The 19990-nt window shown below is 43.5% G+C and carries 22 protein-coding genes; 8 read left to right on the top strand and 14 right to left on the bottom strand.

Annotated features, from left to right (window positions below):
* Positions 1-111: 111 nt before the first annotated feature.
* Entirely contained in the window at positions 112-498 is a 387-nt protein-coding gene (locus C6Y01_RS16335) for a competence protein ComJ (protein WP_106038505.1), read from the top strand.
* A 1-nt stretch (position 499) separates the two neighbouring features.
* Here C6Y01_RS16335 and C6Y01_RS16330 read toward each other — a convergent pair whose 3' ends face one another.
* Positions 500-1306 carry an AAC(3) family N-acetyltransferase gene (locus C6Y01_RS16330; RefSeq protein WP_034664163.1) on the bottom strand — a complete coding sequence of 269 codons (807 nt, stop codon included), beginning with the start codon at positions 1304-1306 and terminating at the stop codon, positions 500-502.
* A 28-nt stretch (positions 1307-1334) separates the two neighbouring features.
* Positions 1335-1751, bottom strand: coding sequence for an Lrp/AsnC family transcriptional regulator (locus tag C6Y01_RS16325; protein ID WP_034664465.1), 417 nt, complete (start codon positions 1749-1751; stop codon positions 1335-1337).
* Positions 1752-1866: 115 nt separating this feature from the next.
* Between C6Y01_RS16325 and C6Y01_RS16320 the strand changes: the two genes are divergently transcribed.
* Entirely contained in the window at positions 1867-2631 is a 765-nt protein-coding gene (locus C6Y01_RS16320) for an MBL fold metallo-hydrolase (protein WP_106038504.1), read from the top strand.
* A gap of 49 nt (positions 2632-2680) precedes the next feature.
* Here the strand turns inward: C6Y01_RS16320 and C6Y01_RS16315 are convergent, their stop codons facing one another.
* The gene (locus tag C6Y01_RS16315; RefSeq protein ID WP_106038535.1) at positions 2681-3010 is read right to left on the bottom strand and encodes a YckD family protein; all 330 of its coding nucleotides are present in this window, start codon (positions 3008-3010) and stop codon (positions 2681-2683) included.
* A gap of 181 nt (positions 3011-3191) precedes the next feature.
* On the opposite strand from C6Y01_RS16315, the gene C6Y01_RS16310 reads away from it, so the two are divergent.
* A complete protein-coding gene (locus C6Y01_RS16310) occupies positions 3192-4064 on the top strand; it encodes a transporter substrate-binding domain-containing protein (protein ID WP_034664168.1) in 873 nt (290 codons plus the stop codon).
* A 12-nt stretch (positions 4065-4076) separates the two neighbouring features.
* Positions 4077-4754 (top strand): amino acid ABC transporter permease, encoded by a 678-nt coding sequence (locus C6Y01_RS16305; RefSeq protein WP_034664171.1) that lies wholly within the window; start codon positions 4077-4079, stop codon positions 4752-4754.
* Between the two features lie 46 nt (positions 4755-4800).
* Here the strand turns inward: C6Y01_RS16305 and C6Y01_RS16300 are convergent, their stop codons facing one another.
* The 5 genes from C6Y01_RS16300 to C6Y01_RS16280 form a co-directional block, all read right to left on the bottom strand.
* A complete protein-coding gene (locus tag C6Y01_RS16300) occupies positions 4801-6099 on the bottom strand; it encodes an arsenic transporter (RefSeq protein ID WP_106038503.1) in 1299 nt (432 codons plus the stop codon).
* Between the two features lie 113 nt (positions 6100-6212).
* The gene (locus tag C6Y01_RS16295) at positions 6213-7445 is read right to left on the bottom strand and encodes a PucR family transcriptional regulator (protein WP_034664173.1); all 1233 of its coding nucleotides are present in this window, start codon (positions 7443-7445) and stop codon (positions 6213-6215) included.
* 125 nt (positions 7446-7570) lie between these two features.
* Positions 7571-9118: an L-glutamate gamma-semialdehyde dehydrogenase gene (gene pruA / locus C6Y01_RS16290; protein WP_034664174.1), complete on the bottom strand. Its 1548-nt coding sequence runs from the start codon at positions 9116-9118 to the stop codon at positions 7571-7573.
* 23 nt (positions 9119-9141) lie between these two features.
* Positions 9142-10059, bottom strand: coding sequence for a proline dehydrogenase family protein (locus C6Y01_RS16285; RefSeq protein ID WP_034664177.1), 918 nt, complete (start codon positions 10057-10059; stop codon positions 9142-9144).
* Positions 10060-10219: 160 nt separating this feature from the next.
* Positions 10220-10990: a nucleotidyltransferase domain-containing protein gene (locus C6Y01_RS16280; protein WP_095285952.1), complete on the bottom strand. Its 771-nt coding sequence runs from the start codon at positions 10988-10990 to the stop codon at positions 10220-10222.
* Positions 10991-11080: 90 nt separating this feature from the next.
* On the opposite strand from C6Y01_RS16280, the gene C6Y01_RS16275 reads away from it, so the two are divergent.
* Complete coding sequence (locus C6Y01_RS16275) at positions 11081-11395, top strand: hypothetical protein (protein WP_012008865.1); 315 nt, start codon at positions 11081-11083, stop codon at positions 11393-11395.
* Positions 11396-11428: 33 nt separating this feature from the next.
* Here the strand turns inward: C6Y01_RS16275 and C6Y01_RS16270 are convergent, their stop codons facing one another.
* On the bottom strand, positions 11429-12385 hold the full coding sequence (locus tag C6Y01_RS16270; RefSeq protein WP_034664179.1) for an acetylxylan esterase: 957 nt from the start codon (positions 12383-12385) through the stop codon (positions 11429-11431).
* A 234-nt stretch (positions 12386-12619) separates the two neighbouring features.
* On the opposite strand from C6Y01_RS16270, the gene C6Y01_RS16265 reads away from it, so the two are divergent.
* Entirely contained in the window at positions 12620-13405 is a 786-nt protein-coding gene (locus C6Y01_RS16265; protein WP_034664181.1) for a carbon-nitrogen family hydrolase, read from the top strand.
* A gap of 45 nt (positions 13406-13450) precedes the next feature.
* Here the strand turns inward: C6Y01_RS16265 and C6Y01_RS16260 are convergent, their stop codons facing one another.
* Entirely contained in the window at positions 13451-14350 is a 900-nt protein-coding gene (locus tag C6Y01_RS16260) for a LysR family transcriptional regulator (protein WP_034664183.1), read from the bottom strand.
* A 116-nt stretch (positions 14351-14466) separates the two neighbouring features.
* Between C6Y01_RS16260 and C6Y01_RS16255 the strand changes: the two genes are divergently transcribed.
* On the top strand, positions 14467-15240 hold the full coding sequence (locus C6Y01_RS16255; protein ID WP_034664185.1) for a class I SAM-dependent methyltransferase: 774 nt from the start codon (positions 14467-14469) through the stop codon (positions 15238-15240).
* A gap of 37 nt (positions 15241-15277) precedes the next feature.
* Here the strand turns inward: C6Y01_RS16255 and C6Y01_RS16250 are convergent, their stop codons facing one another.
* The 3 genes from C6Y01_RS16250 to C6Y01_RS16240 form a co-directional block, all read right to left on the bottom strand.
* Complete coding sequence (locus C6Y01_RS16250; protein WP_034664188.1) at positions 15278-15835, bottom strand: shikimate kinase; 558 nt, start codon at positions 15833-15835, stop codon at positions 15278-15280.
* Positions 15836-15975: 140 nt separating this feature from the next.
* A complete protein-coding gene (nadE, locus tag C6Y01_RS16245; protein WP_034664190.1) occupies positions 15976-16797 on the bottom strand; it encodes an ammonia-dependent NAD(+) synthetase in 822 nt (273 codons plus the stop codon).
* Between the two features lie 199 nt (positions 16798-16996).
* Complete coding sequence (locus C6Y01_RS16240) at positions 16997-17593, bottom strand: DUF1989 domain-containing protein (RefSeq protein WP_034664192.1); 597 nt, start codon at positions 17591-17593, stop codon at positions 16997-16999.
* A 79-nt stretch (positions 17594-17672) separates the two neighbouring features.
* On the opposite strand from C6Y01_RS16240, the gene C6Y01_RS16235 reads away from it, so the two are divergent.
* Positions 17673-19025, top strand: a complete 1353-nt coding sequence (locus C6Y01_RS16235; RefSeq protein ID WP_034664193.1) for an amino acid permease — start codon at positions 17673-17675, stop codon at positions 19023-19025.
* Here the strand turns inward: C6Y01_RS16235 and C6Y01_RS16230 are convergent.
* A complete protein-coding gene (locus tag C6Y01_RS16230) occupies positions 19020-19778 on the bottom strand; it encodes a YqcI/YcgG family protein (protein WP_106038502.1) in 759 nt (252 codons plus the stop codon). The genes C6Y01_RS16235 and C6Y01_RS16230 overlap by 6 nt on opposite strands.
* Between the last annotated feature and the right edge of the window lie 212 nt (positions 19779-19990).

Below are 19990 nucleotides of genomic sequence, written 5' to 3'. Positions count from 1 at the left end.
ATAGAAGCGCAAGACGGCGACAATCGTCTTGCTGCCTAACATTCTCTTCAAGAATCATTCTTTCAATCATTCACATTCCAACGAAAATCTATGTATAAAGGAGTTTTTTAAATGAATAAGTTAAACCAAGCCTATTCCCTATCTATCTCTTATCACCAAATCACCGTATACACCGGAAGCAAAACACCACCTGTGATTGATTGGTCAGATGATGACATTCTTCAAGGATTCGCCATGGGAGATCAGGGTGTGTCCTTTGAAGGGGTCAACAACGGAAAAGCATCTATTACTGTAACTTTAAATAGCGATATGCCCCCAGCCTCGGCTGACAGAACAGTTACAGTGCCTTTTACGCATGCAAGCGATCAAGTTTATATCACAAGCGTCATGGCTCAGGTGCTGTCTTTCCCTATTCCAAAGGGAGACTATCAGCTCACCTGCTATACCTCACAGCAGCCTGATCAAGACCTTTATCATATAAATTTCCAAACTGTGTAGATCACGACTGATCGTACAAATCAAGCCACTTTTCCGCAAAGTCTACTGATTCTCTCACCGGCAATAAATATGAACTGGCAAGTCCGATTTGACCGTGATCATGAGTGCCTCCTGATTGCAGAAAATCACGACCGATCTGCTCAAATAGTTCTTCTCTTGTGATAATATCTTGGTACTCTTTCCATACCCTCCAACCATTTTCTAAGATGGGAGCTCCTCTTGTCATGAGGTCTTGCTGAGGGATGCGATATTCAGCAAGATGGAAAGCTGTCAGGCTCTCAAATGACGTACCAATCAGCAGCACCTGAGCCTGAAGATCATACATGCGGGCTAGAGGCGAATGTTCTCCTAATCCAAAAGAAAGTGCGTGGTGTTTCAGAAGCTCATGTTTCCTTTTGCCCCAGGCTGTGAATGAAAAATGAGGATGATTGCTTCTCACCACGCCTGGATATTTCCAAAACGTTTCCGCTACCTTTCCCATTGCTGTTGGCGTCGTGTATGCTGGATCAAATGCAGGCATCGTCTCTTTGATCGATTTCCACCACGAAAAAGGAACAGGCGGATTGATCCAATCAGCGGGATCAGAAAGCTCTAACGTTTGTGCCGGCATGATCAGTGTCCCCTCTTCTGATAAGGTTTCCATCAATGCTTGTATGAGAGCAACAGCGCCTCCGTTTACCCAGCCGATAGATGATAAAGATGAGTGAACACATAAAATCATGCCTTTTTTCACACCAAGTTGAACCAAGTCTGCTTTGATTCTTTCCTTTGTCATCGGTTCAGCTTGATTTTTGATTAATTTTTTCATCGTTCCTTTTCCTCCTGCGTCTCTTCTATTACTGATGAATGAGACGTTTAACCGCAATAGACAGTTTATAATTTGCGTAATTTGTCAGCTCCGTTAAAAACAGATCCAGTTCATCATGACTGGAAAAATGGCCTTCAGCCATATAACAGCCCTCACCACTTATTTTAAACAAGTTCTTGATCTCTTCCTGTTGGTCGAGAAACGACAGAAGTGGTTCGTGATGATGACTGCGGGTATAGAGCTGCATAAATGTTTGGATGGTCTTTTGAGTCCGCCAGTCAATCGAAATGGTATATGCTTCAATCACACCCTCTTCTTCAAGCTTTAACACACGATTTGCAACAGCTTGACCGGTTAAATGAACTTTTTCACCTAGTGCTTTCATGGTCAATCGGCTGTTTTTAGAGAGCTCTTTTAATATATCCATATCGGTTTGGTCTAACATTGGCTCACCTCTTTCAAAAATCAAGTCCTTCTGCTGAAAGACTTTCATTACCCTCTGTCATATGGAACTCTTTTAATATACTGTAAACTTAATCAGAAAAAAAGGAGGCCTTTTCATGAAAATCACGCTCATTCGGAATGCTACTTTATACCTTCAATATGGTCAGGCAACTTTCTTCATTGATCCCTTTTTAGCAGCAAAAGGAACATATCCACCGTTTCCTCATACAGCCAATCAACATTTGAACAATCCTATTGTTGATCTGCCTGTAAACATTGACTTAGACAACATGTTACACCCAGATGCTGTCTTACTCACTCATTTGCACGTGGATCACTTTGATGACGAGGCAAAACAAAAATTAGCTCAAGACCAGCCCATTTATACGCAATCGGAGAATGACAAAAAAGAAGTTGAAGAAGCCGGTTTCCAGCATGTCACATGCATTGAAGATGAAATAGACATTTGCGGTGTTCATATTAAGCGGACAGGTGGACAGCATGGGACAGGAGAAACTGCGAAGCGGATGGGACAGGTCAGCGGTTTTGTTTTCTCTCACCCTGATGAACCTACCCTTTACATTGCAGGTGATACCATTTGGTGTGATGAGCCGAAGGAGGTTGTCAATACATGCAAGCCAGATGTCATTGTGGTTAATAGCGGAGCTGCTCAATTTTTAGAAGGCGATCCGATTACCATGACGAAGGAAGATATTTTAGACGTTCACCGTTCTCAGCCAAAAGCACAAATTGTCGCTTGTCACCTTGAGGCAGTGAACCATTGCTTGCTAACAAGAGCTTCTTTAAAAGCTTACATTCAGGAGCATCATGCAGATCAATCCATTTTTGTCCCTAAAGATGGTGAAAGCCTCACCTTCTGAAAAGATTCATAAATAATAAAAAACCGGCACCTCGCTGCCGGTTTCATCATTATGGTCGATGGTGCTGTGGTTTTTTCAGCAATGGAACGAATCCGTTATTTTTCAAATGATTGTAATGCTCATCCATTCGTTTGGTAATATGTGTACCTTGTTCCTTTGTTAACACACCATATTGAACGTATTTCTCAATCACTTCTTTTCGTTTAGAAAGAATTTGCTGCTCAAGCATTTCAATTTGTTTTTGTTGTTCTGTCGTTAATTTTACTTGATGCGTTACTGGACGCTTTTCCATTTGGGGTGTTTCACCATGAGCTGTTTCCATATAAAAACCAGGCAACAGCATCATCGATAATATGATTAAGCCACTTACTTTTTTCATCATTGTTATTCCCTCCTTTATTCGCAATTATTTTGTACGCACCTTCCTTTTTTATACATTATTTCACCACGCAAATTGCACATAATATTCTTACTTTTTCACTTTTCTTCTGAAAACGTTGTCCTAACAGAAAAAGCGTGCTATGTTTTGTTTTGTATAAAAAATAGAGGAGGATTCTTAAATGAGTCGTTTTTATCATAGAAAATCGATATGGGTGATGCTTGTTGTGTCTGCTTTCATACTTGTCATGTCTGCTTGCAGTCAATCAAGCTCTTCTCAGTCTGGAGATTCAAAGTGGGATGAGATTCAAAAGAAAGGGAAAATCGTGGTTGCTACTTCAGGCACCCTTTATCCAACGTCATATCATGATACATCTAATGGCAAGGATCAATTGACTGGTTATGAAGTGGAAGTGGTCAAAGAAGCGTTTAAACGCCTTGATGTGAAAGTAGAATTTAAAGAAATGGGCTATGATGGCATGCTGAGCGCCATTAATTCTGGTCAAGTGGATGCCGCTGCAAACGACATTGACATCACAGATGACAGAAAAGATAAGTTTGCCTTTTCAACTCCTTATAAATATTCCTATGGCACGGCGATCGTACGAAAAGATGATTTGTCTGGCATTAAAACGTTAAAAGATTTAAAAGGAAAGAAAGCAGCTGGTGCTGCCACAACGATTTACATGGATGTCGCTCGCAAGTACGGTGCGAAGGAAGTCATTTATGATAATGCGACAAACGAGCAATACTTAAAGGATGTCGCTAATGGTCGTACAGATGTCATTCTAAATGATTATTACTTGCAGACACTAGCTCTTGCTGCATTCCCGAAATTAAATATTACGATTCACCCTGACTTAAAATACATGCCAAACGAACAAGGTTTTGTGATGAAGAAAGACAACACAGAGCTTCAAAAAGAATTAAATCGTGTCTTAAAAGACATGAAAAAAGACGGAACCATGAAAAAGATTTCCGAAAAATTCTTTCATCATGCAGACGTCTCAAAGAAAATAGATGCTGATGTCGAAGATGTCGACATTTCTAAATAAGGAGCCGCAATCGTGGGAGATATTCATTTAGAATATATATTTAATCCTGCACTGGCAAAGGCGTCATTTCCATTTGTCATGAAAGGCATCTGGCTGACGCTGCTCATTTCCTTTGTGAGCATGTTTTTTGGTACAATTCTTGGCTTTTTTATTGCGCTTGCCAGAATGGCGAACACGTGGATGCTTCGGCTGCCTGCACGGCTGTATATCTCATTCATGCGAGGCGTGCCCATTCTGGTGATTTTATTTATTCTTTATTTTGGATTCCCTTATATCGGGATTGAATTTACAGCGGTCACTGCTGCCATTATTGGGTTCAGCTTCAATAGCGCTGCCTATATTGCAGAAATCAACCGGGCGGCTCTCTCCTCTGTTCCGAGTGGACAGGTGGAAGCTGCCAAGTCACTAGGTCTCAGCTATTGGCAAACGATGCGCGGTGTCATTTTACCTCAATCTGTCCGCATCGCACTTCCGCCATTGACCAATGTCATGCTCGATTTAATCAAAGCCTCCTCACTGGCTGCGATGATTACTGTACCCGAGCTCTTCCAGCAAGCAAAAATTGTAGGTGGACGCGAATTCGATTATATGACCATGTATATTTTGGTCGCACTCATTTACTGGGGCATTTGCAGCGTAGTCTCATTGCTTCAAGACTTTTTAGAAAAGCGCTATGCGAAATATCTGTAATAAAGGAGAGCAGATCTCATGGATCTGCTCTCTTTTGTATTTAGCTTTAATGTATCAGCCATAACCACACATATAACCCTAGTAAAGTAAGGATCAAGGTTGGGATGGTCAGGATGATTCCGGCTTTCATGTATGCACCCCAAGAAATATGGACGCCCTTTTTCTTGAGAACATGAAGCCACAGCAATGTCGCCAATGAGCCGATTGGCGTCATTTTCGGACCAAGGTTGGAGCCGATGACATTGGCATAAATCAGTCCGTCTCTCATGACGCCTGCTGTATCTGTATGACCGATCGCAATCGCATCAATTAACACAGTGGGCAGATTGTTCATGACAGAAGACAGCACTGCGGCAAGCACGCCCATAAACATCGTTCCCGCAAGCAAGCCATGCGATGCGCCTTGTTCGATCCATGCCGCCAATATTTCTGTGAGACCGACATTCTTCAGTCCATATACGACGACATACATGCCAATTGAGAAAAAGACTATGGACCACGGTGCTTCTTTTATGACGCGTTTTGTCGCCACTTGCGGACTTCTTCTCGCCAGCCACAAGAAGACAAGGGCAATACCGCCCACAATGATGGAGACCGGAATCCCAATGAGTTCTCCTGCAAAATAACCGACAAGCAGACAGCCAAGCACATACCAAGACAAGCGGAACATGCGGATATCTCGAATAGCTGATGCCGGCTCTTTCGCTTGTGACAGATCGTATGTTTTTGGGATGAGCTTCCGGTAAAACACATAAAGCACTATCATGCTCGCTCCAAGCGACACAAGGTTTGGCACGAACATGTTCGCTGTATATTCTAGAAACCCAATATGAAAATAGTCGGCTGATACGATATTGACCAAGTTACTAATGACAAATGGCAAGGAGGTTGTATCTGCAATAAAGCCGCTCGCCATCACAAAAGGCAGGATCATCTGCTCATCCAGCTTTAACGCTCTCACCACAGACAAGACGATCGGGGTCAGAATCAGTGCCGCTCCATCGTTCGCAAAAAAAGCAGCCACGACAGCGCCGAGCAATGTTAAATAAATAAACATGCGGACACCGTTCCCTCTTGCGGCTTTTGCCATATGCAGTGCAGCCCATTCGAAAAACCCAATTTCATCTAAAATTAACGAAATAATAATGATGCCAATAAACGCAAATGTCGCGTTCCATACTATATGCGTCACTTCCCACACATCGCCCAGATGAACGACACCAAAGACAAGGGCAAGAATGGCGCCTCCACATGCTGACCATCCAATGGTTAAACGTCCTGGCTGCCAAATGACAAGGACGAGGGTCAGGATAAAAATCAAAATGGCCAAGGTGACTGCTCCCAAAGGTGGCCCCCCTTTCATAAAATCCTTACCTATCATACAACGAAACGCAGCAGTTGTATGCCATTTTCACATGAAAACCCGCAGGTGATCCCGGGCACCTGCGGATTCGATGACTATTGATCCTTTTTCATCAGCATCAATTCAATAAATAACTCACATCGCTGACTGAAGTGACTTAAATCAATTGAGGTCATATCAAAGATTTGTTTCATTCGATAGTTTAATGTATTTTGATGAATAAACAACTGCTCTGCAGCAGGCTTTAGCTTGCAGTTATTCAATAAGTAGACTTCAAGCGTTTTTAAAAAAGAAGTTTGGCTGTCACGGTCTTTTTCCTTCAAACGTAACAAATCTGGATTGAAATCATTTTTCTTTTTTTGATGGCTGTAAATCGAGTCTAAGAACCGGAAAACCCCCAGATTCTCGTAATCATATGGAATCAGCTCTTGCCCCCCAACAATTTTCACAGCCTTCACGACCTCTATCGCTTCAAATCGACTTGTACTCATTTTCATGACATCTCGATACTCTCTTCCCATCCCGATATACAGCGGCGAAGGATGGGCATGCGTTTTCGATTGCAGATGAGCGATGACGTCAGCCGCAGTCGCTTTCGGTGAGTGCCGGTCTGACAAGCTGCCCAATATCACGACAATGTCGGCTTGAACGGAGTATACGTGATTCACCTTATCTTCTAGCTGCAAATACGTTCGAATGACATCCTTCACGTCTTCTGCCGTCTCACTTTTGTTATCGGCAGCATGTACGACCATGACAGTAAATACTGCCGGCAGCGGGATGCTTAAATTCTCAGCCTCCCACTTCAGTTCTTCTTCTGTATAAAAATGATCATCCATGACCTTTTTGAAAAATTCTTCAATCTTGCCTTCCTTTTTCTCCAGCTGTTTCTTATTCTTATAAATCACTTTTCCCACTTGAAAGGAAGCTTCGTGCAAAAATTGCAGCTCCTCCTGAGAGAGGGAATCCTCAATGTCCTGCACCCAAATAAAGCCCACAACTTCTTGTTTATGCTTGGCGCTCACAGCCACCCGCCGATTAAATCCGAGCTCGTCATGACCGCTCACATAAAAAGGCTTTGAATCCGTGTGAAGCCGCTCGATTACCCCTGTTTTCTTTAACCAATCGACTACAGACCCCGGACATTCCTTTGAGAAAATCGTTTGCTGGTTGACTGGGTCAAACTGCTGAATGCTGTAAGAATTATAAGCAAGGAGCTGGCACTCTGTGCTTTCTAAAATGACTGGTTTTTTTAAATACCCGCTAATAAATGCAATTAACTTATCGACATCAAAAAATGTATGAAGCTTTTCTAATATCTCTTCCATCCTGATTGCTCCCTGATTAAGTGATACATTTATCATACTTCTTTCCAGTCAGATTTGTATAGAAACAAGTCGTAGACAAGCAAAAAAAGCATGAACCCGTGTGCACAGGTTCATGCTTTTCCATCTTAAAACATTTCACTAATCGTTTTCGCCTGCATGTGTAGAGCTAGGTAATCTGGACCGCCTGCTTTTGAATCGGTTCCTGACATTTTGAATCCGCCAAATGGGTGGTATCCCACGATGGCTCCTGTGCAGTTACGGTTAAAGTAGAGATTCCCTACATGGAACTCCTGCTTCGCACGGTTGATGTGATCACGATTATTGGTAATGACAGCACCTGTCAAACCATATTCCGTGTTGTTGGCTACTTCAAGTGCCTCATCAAAGCTAGACACTTTCGAGAAGGCCAAGACTGGTCCGAAGATTTCTTCTTGCATCAAGCGAGATGTTGGCTCAAGATCTGCAAAAATAGTTGGGTGAATGAAGTATCCTTCCGAATCATCACTCGTTCCACCAGTCACTAAGCGGCCTTCCTCCTTGCCCACCTCGATATAATCCGTGATCTTGTCAAAGGACGCTTGATCAATGACAGGTCCCATGTAGACATCCGCAGAAAGAGGATTCGCTGTTGTTTTTGTTTCTGTGATTTCCTTCACTCGCTGGACCACTTGGTCATACAGCTTCTCGTGGACGACAGCCCGAGATCCAGCCGAACATTTCTGACCTGAAAAACCGAAGGCTGATGTGAAAATGGCATTAGCCGCTAATTCGACGTCTGCATCCTCATCTACAACCACTGTATCTTTACCGCCCATTTCAGCAATGACGCGCTTTAAATGCTGCTGACCTGGCTGTACTTTTGCCGCGCGTTCAAAGATACGTGTCCCTACTTCTCTTGAGCCAGTGAATGTAATCAGGCTTGTTTTCGGATGATCTACTAAGTAATCTCCGACCTCTGCTCCGCTTCCTGGTACAAAGTTCACCACACCCTTTGGAAGACCTGCTTGCTCAAGCTCTTCCACAAAACGTGCCGCAATCACAGGAGTTGCACTCGCTGGTTTTAAGACAACTGTATTCCCAGTGACGATTGGTGCTACTGTAGTTCCTGCCATAATGGCAAACAAGAAGTTCCACGGCGGAATGACGAGTGTCACGCCAGTTGGTGTGTATACGTATTGATTGTGTTCTCCTTCGCGGCTGTTCACTGGTTTGCCTTTCGCCAGCTCCAGCATTTGACGAGCATAATATTCAAGGAAGTCGATCGCTTCTGCTGTATCTGCGTCCGCTTCATTCCAAGGCTTACCTGCTTCTTTGACAAGAAGGGCTGAATACTCATGCTTTTTACGGCGAATGCTTGCCGCAGCACGGAAGATGACGCTGGCTCTTTCTTCTGGAGACGTATAGCGCCAAGTTTCAAATGCTTTCGCCGCAGCCTGAACCGCTTGTTCTGCCTCTTCTTTTCCGGCCTTTGATACGGTTCCAACGACTTCATCCTTTTTCGCTGGATTGATCGAGATAATCTGGTCTTTCGTTTCGATTCTTTCTCCATTAATCACGAGTGGATAGGTTTGACCAAGTGATTCTGTTACCTTTGCTAATGCTTGTTCAAACGCTTTGCGGTTTTCTTCCTGGCTAAAATCCGTGAATGGTTCATGTTTGTAAGGTGTTGTCATCTTTGTCACGCTCCCGTTTCAAATTATTTTCTCGTCATCCCTTTTAAAGCAAAGGCAATGTTTGCCGGCCGTTCTGCAAGACGTCTCATGTAGTAGCCATACCACTCTCGTCCATACGGGGTATAGACCCTCATTTGATAGCCTTCCTTCACAAGTGCCTGCTGCGTTTCTGACCTCATGCCATACAGCATTTGAAATTCGAACTGACTTGTCGGTATATTGTGTTTTTTCACAATATTTTTCGTAAACTCGATCATTTGATCGTCATGTGTCGCAATGGCTGTATAGTTCCCTGTGAGTAATTGCTTTTCGATCAGCTTTTGATAATTCTGATCGACGTCTTTTTTGTTTGGATACGCCACTTCGGCGGATTCCTTATAGGCACCCTTTACAAGTCTTAAAAATGGCTGAAGCTCATTTAGGTCATCAAGATCCTTTTCTGTTCTGTACAAATACGCCTGCAGGACCGTACTGACATACTCATATTGAGATTTCATCTCTTTAAAAATGTCCAGCGTTTTTTGACAGCGCTGTTCATCCTCCATATCGATTGTCACCATGATACGGTGTTTCTCTGCCGTATCTAAAATGCTTTTCATATTGCGATACACAAGGTCATCGTCAATATCCAGGCCAAGTGATGTCATTTTGAGTGACACGTGGGAATTGAGTCCCGCCTCAGCAATCCGCTGAATGGTTTGAATACACTCATTCGTCCGCTCATTTGCAATCTCTGCCTTTGTGACAAACTCACCAAGGTGATCGACTGTTACAGCCATTCCTTGATCATTTAATCGTTTAATGACAGAGATAGCGCTCTCAAAATCTTTCCCACCGATGATTTTCTTAGATGCAACAGCACTTCCCCAATTACGAGCAATATGGTTCAAGAGACTGCTCTTTGACAAAAACAAGAAGAAATTTCTTGTGACCGACTCCATAAAGGGCACCTCCCACTCTTTGTAAGCTATGTCTTTATTGTAAGGCTCATAAGCTGTCCGCTACAATATTTGAAGATGACAAAAATTCTGACTTTTTTTGTGGTTTTATCACAATAAGAGATAAAAAAGAGCCTGCCGCTATCCGGCTGGCTCTTCCCTCCTACGCCCACACCTCATCAAGGGTAGACTGCAAAAGCTCATTTAATTCTTGCGTGAGATTGTCTTTCGGCTGATTGTAGCTTTTCACCAATTCATCAAAACGCGCCAGCTCTTTGTCGATGAATGGATGGACATAGGCGAGACGGTTCTCTACATCCATTTCCTCTCCGTCCATTTTACGTTTGAGCAGCTCGTGAATTTCTGTTAAAAGCGGGCCTTCCTCCACTAGCTCCTCGAGCAGTTCATGAAAGTCCATCGGCGGAACCGTCCGGTAGCGTTCAATCCACTGACAGGCAAATAGCGGACGAAGCACATAGAAATACTTCTTGATTCGCACCTGCTCCCCTCGTAAATGCCGGCTTTCATTCCGCTTCGCCATATTGAGGTAATGATACATCAATGCTGCAGGATAAAACGCTCGATCCTTTAATTCTCTTAGCTGCTTTGCTAAAGAGAAAGATTCAGCATAGATGATGTCAGAAGATAGCCATTCCATGATGGATGGATTTGATTTATTGAATAAGCGAAGTGCCTTTCTAAGCTCCCAGCCGCTGATATCAAGCACGTCATCAATCGGCCGTTCAATGACATCACGATGCTCTTCCATCGCCCAATACCATTCTTTCCGGGGAACATATAAAAAACGAACATCATAATCACTATCAGTCGAGGGAAATCCCCATGCCCTGCTGCCTGATTCAACGGCGAGGCAAATCTTTACGTCATACGTTTCTTCGATGATTTTCAGCTCTTCCTTGATTCTCTCTCTCAACATCCATCAACTCTTTCTATAGAATTCTGCATGACTTCTTCACGTTTTGGGAAAATACGAATAAGACATATAAAAAAGGAGTTGGATCTGATGTCTATATCTCGCATTATGAAATGGATCACCGGGATTTTTGAAGCCTGCCTTGCCATCCCTGTGATCGGAGGTCTATTCGTTATCAGCAATGGCTATTCACCGCTCATGGTCATGCTTATTCTGCATATTATCACACTCGTCTTATCGAAGCGAGACCAGGGACCAATGATTGGAAGCATCATCGGAATTGTCACATCCTGCCTTGCTTGGATTCCGATTCTCGGATTCATTCTTCATATCATCACTGCCCTTGCCCTGATTATCACTGCGTTAGTGCCTGATGAAAAAACGAGACAGAATACGAGCTATTAAAAAAGAGGCCCTCCTAGAGCGGCCTCTGTTCTTTTAGATCCTTAAATGCTTTTGTAAGAAGGCAAGCTTCTCTGTTTGAAAAGCCGGGATGTACTCGTGTCCAAAGTAGCGATACACCTTTAAATCTTTATCTGTTTCTAAATGGTTGTATACCGCAAACACAGTAGATGGCGGGGTGATTTGGTCGATCAGACCGATGGCCATCAATGTGGGCTGTTTCACCCATTCGGCTAAATTGATCAAATCAAAGTAGCTCAATGTCTCAAATACCTTTTCTTCCGCTTCTGGATCACTGTTTCTTCGAAAGTATGAATTGATTTCTAAATAAGGCTGCTCCAATGCCACATCCACTGCACGCTCGAAATTTGATAAGTAAGGATAATCTGCCACGACGACCTTTGGAATGTCTGAAAGTGCCGCAGCTGCAACCGCCAGTGCACCTCCCTGGCTTCCACCCACCACGCCGATACGGTGTTCATCCACTTCCGGAAAGGACTGAATAACATCGAGTGCACGAACCGCATCTAAATAAACACCTCGATAATAGTAGGTCTCTTTCGATAAAATGCCTTTTGTCATCCATCCCAAAGCCTGCCCGCCTGGTGTCACTGTCTTATCTTCACTGCCGCCTTGACCGCGGACGAGCATACCAAATGTCGCATAGCCATGCAGTGCCCAGTTGACGATGTCGTGAATGCCGCCGTCATAGCTGGCATTATAGCCATGAAAACGAACGAGCGCTGGATGCGGACCTGTTTGATCTGGTACCGCATACCAGCCTTCAATTCGAGAATGACCAAAGCTTTGATACGTCAGGCGGTACACCTTGACGCCTTTCACTGGATAGTCATAAGGTTCAAGTGCTGGCTCTGCCTCCACTTGGCGCAGTTCTTCGAGCGACGCCTTCCAAAAGTCTGAGAAATCAGGTCGTGCTGTTTTCTTCGGTTTATATACTTTTAGCTCTTCTAGTGGTAAATCGAACAATTGCATACCATACTATCCCCCTTTGTTTTATTAGTTATGAGTATCATATCACTGTTTTCTTGACTTAGAAAGTCATTTTCACTACAAAAGACAAAACCTTCTGACATTTCTATTGGCAAAAAAGATTGAAACCTTTATGATAAAGAAACTGGCTTGAAAACTAGATGTTCTCAGGCAAAACAAATCGATAGACATTCATGGATTTTCACATTTACACCATCGAATAAAGGAGGAACCTGTATGAAAATCGCTCTTGTCCAAATGGACGTTCAAATTGGGGAACCTGATGTGAACTTTCAAAAAGCAGAAGCGTTTTTAGAAGAAGCCATCCGTCAGCAGCCTGATCTGATCATTTTACCCGAAATGTGGAATACCGGTTACGATCTTGAACAAGCCGAGGAGCTTGCAGATGTAAACGGTGAACGCACAAAACAGCTCTTCTCTTCCTTTGCCCGCAAACACCAAGTGGTTCTCATCGCAGGAAGTGTATTGAACAAGCGCACAGAAGATGACAACATCACCAACACGATGTATGTCTTTAACCGCCAAGGTGAGCTCTTAGTGGATTATGATAAAATTCACTTATTCCGCTTAATGGATGAGCACAACTATTTAACCGCTGGTGATCAGCTTGGTTTATTTGACTATGATGAGGATGTGAAGATCGGTGCGATGATCTGCTACGACCTTCGCTTTCCGCAGCTTTCCAGAACACTTGTAAACAAAGGAGCGAAAGTGCTCATCAATACGGCGCAATGGCCGTCAGCAAGAGTGGATCATTGGCGCAGCCTGCTCATCGCAAGAGCGATTGAGAACCAGTCATTTATGATTGCTGTTAACAGAACAGGCACAAGCAGAGACACTGAATTCCCTGGCCACTCCATGGTGATTGATCCACTTGGCCGTATTCTGCTTGAAACAAGCCATGAGGAAGACATTTATTATGCGGAAATTGATCTTCAGCTAGTGGATGAAGTGAGACAGCAAATTCCTGTGATGACGGATCAGCGTCTGGATATCTATTAGAAAGCAGGGTGCTCCCCTGCTTTTTGCATTTAATTAAACGTTTGTTTAAGCTTGATTCTGGTAAAGGTCCATTAGGGCTTGAGCGGCTTTCGTTAAATACCTTTCTTCCACATATGCAAACACAAGAGTGCGGGTTGGGCATGAATCAATTTTCAAATAAGTGACTTCGTTCCTTTCCTCTTGTGCCACCATTTTCGGCACAACTGTCACACCTAGTCCATTTTTGACCAATGCCTGCGCTGTTTGAATATGACTTGTTTCAAAGGTAATCTTCGGCTGAAAACCATGATGAAGACATAGTTCCATGACCACTTGCCGAAAGCCATATCCCTCTTTCAGCATAATAAATGCGGCGTCTTCCAGAAGGCGAAACGGAACAGACCCTTTCTGATCTGCTTGATTGATGATTTCGTTCAATTCATCTGTTGACCAGGGCTGGGCAGTTTGCGGAACTGCGAGAAGAAGCGGCTCTGTCAGCATGTGTTTCGTTTTCAATGATTCATGCTCGACAGGCATAGATAAAATAGCCAAATCCAGCTTTCCAGCCAATAGAAGTTTTTCTAGCTCACGAGGTGATTCTTCTATTAGTTGAACGTGAACATGAGGATACGTTTGACAAAAGGTTTTTAATAAACCGGGCAAGACATAGCCCCCTGTGACTGCTGGCGCTCCAATGTTCAGCTCTTTCCCCACCTCATAAGCTGCTTCTCCCATTTCACGCAGCAAATCATCTCTTTCCTTCAAAATGTTCTCAGCCCTTTTAATGAATCGACTCCCTTGAGGTGTGGGCGTGACTTGTCCATACTTTCGAATAAAGAGGGGTGTGTCTAATTCCTCTTCCAGCTTCTTCATTTGTTGGCTTAAAGAAGGCTGTGCAATGTGAAGTTGATCCGCTGCTTTTGTAAAACTTTTCTGCCGGTACACTTCCATGACATATTCCATCATTCGTATATCCACTTTCATCACCTCATAGGTTTTAACTATTCATGTCATATCTTTTATGTCTTAGACAAATAACAAAATGAATTTTACGATAAAGAGACAACAAAGGGGGAGAAGAAATGAATCCATATGCTAAAGCCGAAAACCAATTCTCACAAAATGCCGAGAACTATCGAGATTCACCTATATTTGCAGCCGGAGAAGAGCTGGAATGGATGAAAGCAATAGCCAATACGAAGGGTCACGAGCATTTACTTGATATCGGCTGTGGGGCAGGACATACCGTTTTTTCCTTTTCAGATATCATTTCTAAAGGAATCGGCATTGATGTCACGCAAAAAATGATCGAGGTTGCAGCAGCACTTGCGGAAGAACGCCAACTGAAACATATTACTTTTGAGCGGGCAGCCGCAGAAGCACTGCCCTTCGCTGATAAATCATTTGACATCGTGACGTGCCGATTTGCCGCTCACCACTTTACAAACCTGCCGGCAGCCATGTCTGAAATCAGCCGTGTCTTAAAAAAAGGCGGCACATTCCTGCTCGTCGATCATTACGCACCCGAAAACACTGCACAGGATTCATTCATTAATCACTTAAATAGACTCAGAGATCCTTCTCATGTGCGAGAAAGCTCGTTATCAGAATGGAAAGAGCTCTTCGCTGCCAACCAACTGACTCAAAAAGAGAAGCGTTACTGGGATCTGCAAATTGATTATCAGGACTGGATGATGCGTGGACGCACACCAGAGAATGTTCAAAAAGAGATCGTTTCCCATCTTCAATTCGCAGACCCTGATACAAAGCAGCTGTTTCAACTTCAATTCGATGCACAGCAGCAGCCTATTTCCTTCTGTTTAAAAGCTGCACTCATTCAAGGAATGAAGAATTGAACTTATAGAAAAAGTCTACCCTCGTTGGTAGACTTTTTTATTTCGAGTATAAATCCCAGCCAAGCTTGAGTGTGTCCACAATATAATTGGCGACTTCCTCAGCTTCTAGATGATCTGTTTCGACTCTTGAGTTATGAAGGGCATATATTTCCCGGCGCTCTTCAAACAGCTCTTTCATCTCGTCAATCGTCCGGTTGTGAAGAACAGGGCGGTTTTCAATCAAAATATCAAGCCGCTGTTTCCAATTCTCCCAAGATAAATCAAGGAAAAGAACCGTACAATGCCTCAAGCAGGCGCGTTTGATTTCTTCCTGTTTGAATGCACCGCCTCCAAGAGAAACGATCTTTAGCTGCGTATGTTCACATAAATCGACGATATAATCTTTTTCAGCCTGCCTGAAGAATGCTTCTCCTTTTTGCTGAAAGATCTCAGGAATCGTCATGTTATACTTTTTCTCAATCTCCTGATCCACATCAATAAAATCTCTATATAGCTTTTTGGCAACCAGCTGCCCAATGGTTGTTTTCCCAACACCCATAAAGCCAATGAGGACAATATTTCGCTGTCTCACAGGGATTTCTCTATTGTTTTTCATATTCGTGACACGTCCTCCTTACGACAAGGAATGCTACATAATGTATCTATTATATGATAAATGGCGCGCGAAAAGATAGGCAATTTGAAAAATATAAAGACAAAAACCTCTCCATCAAAGGAGAGGTCTCTTGCATTTTCTTATTTCCACCAGTCATCAAACATGGAAGCTGGTACTTGGCGTTTATGCTCTGATTGAACATAACGCTTTTCAATCGCTTCTGCTGCTTGATCTGACACTGGCTTACCTTCTAAGTAATCATCAATTTCATTGTACGTAATGCCAAGTTCTGTTTCATCCGTTTGCTGAGGTTTGTCATCAAGCAGATCCGCTGTCGGTTTCTTTAAGTATAGACGCTCAGGTGCTTGCAGCGCTTCTAGCAGCATCCGGCCTTGGCGTTTCGTCAGACCTGTGAGCGGAAGAACATCTGCACCGCCATCACCATACTTCGTGAAGAAGCCGGTTACTGCTTCAGCTGCATGATCTGTACCGATGACAAGCAATCCTTCTTCTCCTCCGACAGCATACTGCGCGATCATTCTCATGCGTGCTTTGACATTTCCTTTATTAAAGTCAGACAACGGACCGCCTGTGTCCTTTTGATATTGTTCACTGAATGCCGTCACGGCAGGCGCAATATCATATTTCCACGACTTGTCCGGCTGAATAAATGATAAAGCGAGCTGTGCATCATCTTCATCCTGCTGCACACCGTGCGGGAGGCGCACCGCAATAAAGACTGCCTCTTCTTTTCCTTCTTGACGCAGCTCAGATGCAGCCAGCTGTGCAAGACGGCCAGCGAGCGTTGAATCCTGTCCGCCGCTAATGCCGAGGACGAATCCTTTTGCGCCAGTTTTTTTCAAGTATTCCTTTAGAAATCCAACCCGCTTTTCGATCTCCTGCTTTGGGTCAATTGAGGGCTGCACATGCAACTCTTGGCTGATCTTTTTCTGCAAACTCATACACTTTTCCTCCTAAGCATCCTCTACATGAAGAGAACAGGTTTTACTCTGAATTCATTGGTTTGACAACGTTTTTTGAGTCTTCATTATACCATGTTTTCAGGAAGAACATTTTGTTAGACGTTCCCCTCTTTCATTAATGATCAAACATTCACAAAAGAAAAAGACCATGTCTATATGGACTGGCCCTTTTCTTTTTTCAATCAATTTCTACCCGTATAGATGTACAGCTTGCGCCATTACACTTCCCAATATCAGAGGGACATGCGGATACGGCCACAATGAGATCCATTTCGGCTCGCAGACGAATGTAATCACCGGGAAGAGATTTTGGGAGCTCCACAGACAGTTTTCCTTTTTCATCAATGACTGTATTCATAAAGGCATTAAAAGGATAGTACATATCCTCCTTAGGAATCCCAAATGGCTCAAAGGCAGTCCGCAAATTATCGTAGCATGTATGCATGACCTCTAAATGCGTCCGTCCGTATAAAAGCTGATACATTTCTTGCCGGCAGGCGGGCATGTATAAATCATGGCATTCGACTGTGTCTTCAATGACCGTAAACATCGGTTTATATAAATTAGAATAGAGCTTATCCCCTTTTTTCACTTTTGACGAAAATAGGCTGTCCATTGTCGCGCCTTGGTCAAATTTTTCATAAAAATCCTTTTCATGATAGGCCATGACATCTGCTACTTGCTGACCTTCAATATCAACGACCCGCATACATTGGCCTTTTCCTAAGCGAAAGCCGTGTCCATCCTTTGGTAAAATGACATATTCTCCGTTCATCACATGCACTCCTTTCCATGTCAGTATGCCCAAAACGTCCCCTTGATCATGTATAAAAAAAGACGGCGGTCACAAGCTAATGTCATTGAAATCGAAAGGTGTTGCACATGCATTGAAAGAAGAACAAACTTTATCTTGGTGGCAGCTTTCTCTCATCGGAGTCGGCTGTACAATTGGCACTGGTTTCTTCCTTGGTTCCAGCATTGCCATTACAAAGTCCGGTTTTTCCGTCTGCATTTCTTTTTTGCTTGCTGCGGTCGGAACCTATCTCGTCTTTAAGCATTTGGCTGCGATGACAGCCGATAACCCTGATAAAGGGTCATTTTGTTCCTATGCTCGTAAAGCATATGGACGCTGGGCAGGGTTTAGCAATGGCTGGGTGTATTGGTTTGCAGAAATGTTGATTACGGGAAGTCAGTTAACAGCGATTTCTCTTTTTACCCGCCACTGGTTTCCATCTATTCCGCTCTGGGTGTTTTCTGCGATTTACTCCGCTCTTGCCCTGCTCGTGATTATCATAGGGCTTTCTTCTTTTCAAAAGACAGAAAATGTCCTTGCGGTACTGAAGACAGCGGCGATTTTTCTGTTTATGATCCTTGCGGTGCTTGTGTTATTCGGCATTCTGACAGATCATAAACCGACCCTGCATCTGCCAAACAAAGATCACGAATGGATGCCGCTCGGTGCACTTGGTCTTTGGAATGGATTGATTTACGCGTTTTATGCATTTGGGGGAATTGAAGTCATGGGTCTGATGGCGGTTCATTTAAAAGATCCGAAAGATGCGGCAAAGGCTGGACGCGTCATGCTGATCATTCTAGCGGTTATCTATATCGTCTCGATCGGACTTGCTCTCTTGCTTGTCCCAGTAACAGCCTTTAACGAGAACAGCAGTCCATTTATTACATCATTAGATCCATTTCATTTATCAATCTTTCTTCATATCTTTAATGGCATTTTCATTATTGCCGGCTTTTCGACATTGGTTGCCTCACTCTATGCAGTCACGACGCTGCTTGGCACGATGTCGGAGCATCAAGATGCACCTGCTTGTTTTAAACAAAAAGACCCATCTCATGTCGGATGGCCTTCGATTATTTTAACTGCTGCTGGATTAATTGTCTCGATTTTGCTTGCACTCTTTTTGTCCAAACACATCTACGAGCATCTCACAACAGCAGCCGGTCTTACCCTTCTGTACACATGGGTATTCATTCTGTTCTCAAGTAAAAAGCTATCAAAGCCATCCACTCGCCAAACGTGCGAAATGATTCTTGCGCTTCTCTTGATTGGAGCCGCCATTTCAGGCACTTTAACAGAGGCAAGCGGACGACCTGGCTTTTTTATCAGCCTTGGGATCATTGCAGTGATTGCCATCATGGTGCTATTTATGAGAAAAAAGTGGAAGCAGCAGGATCAGACCGCATCATAATTTCATCATGTTTTTTAATGCAGTAAAAGGACATTTGGCGGAGGCTGGTTTCTCCGCCTCTTCATCTGGGAGAAAGTATTGCTTCCATTCATGATTGGTCGGATCACCGTACCATTTTAATGATGGGTGAACGCTGACCTCATCATACGCTTTGAGCCGCTTGCGAACGAGCTGGCTCATTTTTTGACCAAACTTGGTCGATCCATTCAATTTCTCAAACACCCATCTAGGCTGAAATGCCATCAAGACATAAGGGAAGTGGCGGCTTTTTCTGAGCTTATGAGCCGGTGTGGAGCACAAAATAAAATACGCTTCCCCGTGAAAGCAATACTCCCACTCATGATGATGAGTATCTAGTGGAATATCCTCAGGCCATGGCACTTCATCTTTCTGGTGCAGTCGTTGAAGCAGTGACCAAAACTGCTGCTCAAACTCTTCAAGCGAACTTTCTTTTAAATCCTGCGGTGTTTCAAAAAAACAAATAAATGAAGCATATTGACCCGTTTCTTTCGCACAGCTTTGATATTCTCTCAGCAGCTGGGCTAATTCATCAACCGCTTCCTCTTCCCTCGGATCACCAACAAACCCATAGCGTAAATGATCGAGAAAAAACCCCTGTCTTCCCGGTACACAAGGGAATGTATCTGCCTCATCTCCTACCATCTCTCCAAATTGAGTAAAAGCATCCTGCTTCCATTCTTCTAGTGATCGTAGATTTTGATCAAGGCAACTTTTTGCATACAACTGGGCCATTTCTTCCACCTCGTTTTAGCGTCTTCTCCATAGCCTATGAGAAAAAAAGGCTGTGGTGACTGTCCTTCAACGACTTTCCTTGCGCATTCAAGAGGTGGGCGTTCTCGTTCAAATTGAGCATGTATGTGTGTCTTTCACTCCATGATGCATGAACAGACAAGTGTATGCAGCCGTCAAACTGCTTCTTTTAATAGAGCGCTTTTGTATCATTC

It is taken from the genome of Bacillus sp. NMCC46 (genome assembly GCF_002998465.1).
Classification (GTDB): domain Bacteria; phylum Bacillota; class Bacilli; order Bacillales; family Bacillaceae; genus Bacillus.
The sequence above is the reverse complement of the archived record's forward strand: the minus strand, read 5'-3'. Positions and strand labels throughout refer to the sequence as shown.

Bases quoted from the DNA above. Each gene is read 5' to 3' on its own strand.
- C6Y01_RS16255 (WP_034664185.1), top strand. From the start codon at position 14,467: ATGAATCCATATGCTAAAGCCGAAAACCAATTCTCACAAAATGCCGAG.
- C6Y01_RS16270 (WP_034664179.1), bottom strand. From the start codon at position 12,385: ATGCAATTGTTCGATTTACCACTAGAAGAGCTAAAAGTATATAAACCG.
- C6Y01_RS16260 (WP_034664183.1), bottom strand. From the start codon at position 14,350: ATGATGGAATATGTCATGGAAGTGTACCGGCAGAAAAGTTTTACAAAA.
- C6Y01_RS16275 (WP_012008865.1), top strand. From the start codon at position 11,081: ATGTCTATATCTCGCATTATGAAATGGATCACCGGGATTTTTGAAGCC.
- nadE (WP_034664190.1), bottom strand. From the start codon at position 16,797: ATGAGTTTGCAGAAAAAGATCAGCCAAGAGTTGCATGTGCAGCCCTCA.
- C6Y01_RS16330 (WP_034664163.1), bottom strand. From the start codon at position 1,306: ATGAAAAAATTAATCAAAAATCAAGCTGAACCGATGACAAAGGAAAGA.
- C6Y01_RS16325 (WP_034664465.1), bottom strand. From the start codon at position 1,751: ATGTTAGACCAAACCGATATGGATATATTAAAAGAGCTCTCTAAAAAC.
- C6Y01_RS16285 (WP_034664177.1), bottom strand. From the start codon at position 10,059: ATGGAGTCGGTCACAAGAAATTTCTTCTTGTTTTTGTCAAAGAGCAGT.
- C6Y01_RS16320 (WP_106038504.1), top strand. From the start codon at position 1,867: ATGAAAATCACGCTCATTCGGAATGCTACTTTATACCTTCAATATGGT.
- C6Y01_RS16310 (WP_034664168.1), top strand. From the start codon at position 3,192: ATGAGTCGTTTTTATCATAGAAAATCGATATGGGTGATGCTTGTTGTG.
- C6Y01_RS16335 (WP_106038505.1), top strand. From the start codon at position 112: ATGAATAAGTTAAACCAAGCCTATTCCCTATCTATCTCTTATCACCAA.
- C6Y01_RS16250 (WP_034664188.1), bottom strand. From the start codon at position 15,835: ATGAAAAACAATAGAGAAATCCCTGTGAGACAGCGAAATATTGTCCTC.
- C6Y01_RS16295 (WP_034664173.1), bottom strand. From the start codon at position 7,445: ATGGAAGAGATATTAGAAAAGCTTCATACATTTTTTGATGTCGATAAG.
- C6Y01_RS16240 (WP_034664192.1), bottom strand. From the start codon at position 17,593: ATGAACGGAGAATATGTCATTTTACCAAAGGATGGACACGGCTTTCGC.
- pruA (WP_034664174.1), bottom strand. From the start codon at position 9,118: ATGACAACACCTTACAAACATGAACCATTCACGGATTTTAGCCAGGAA.
- C6Y01_RS16315 (WP_106038535.1), bottom strand. From the start codon at position 3,010: ATGAAAAAAGTAAGTGGCTTAATCATATTATCGATGATGCTGTTGCCT.
- C6Y01_RS16230 (WP_106038502.1), bottom strand. From the start codon at position 19,778: ATGGCCCAGTTGTATGCAAAAAGTTGCCTTGATCAAAATCTACGATCA.
- C6Y01_RS16265 (WP_034664181.1), top strand. From the start codon at position 12,620: ATGAAAATCGCTCTTGTCCAAATGGACGTTCAAATTGGGGAACCTGAT.
- C6Y01_RS16235 (WP_034664193.1), top strand. From the start codon at position 17,673: ATGTCATTGAAATCGAAAGGTGTTGCACATGCATTGAAAGAAGAACAA.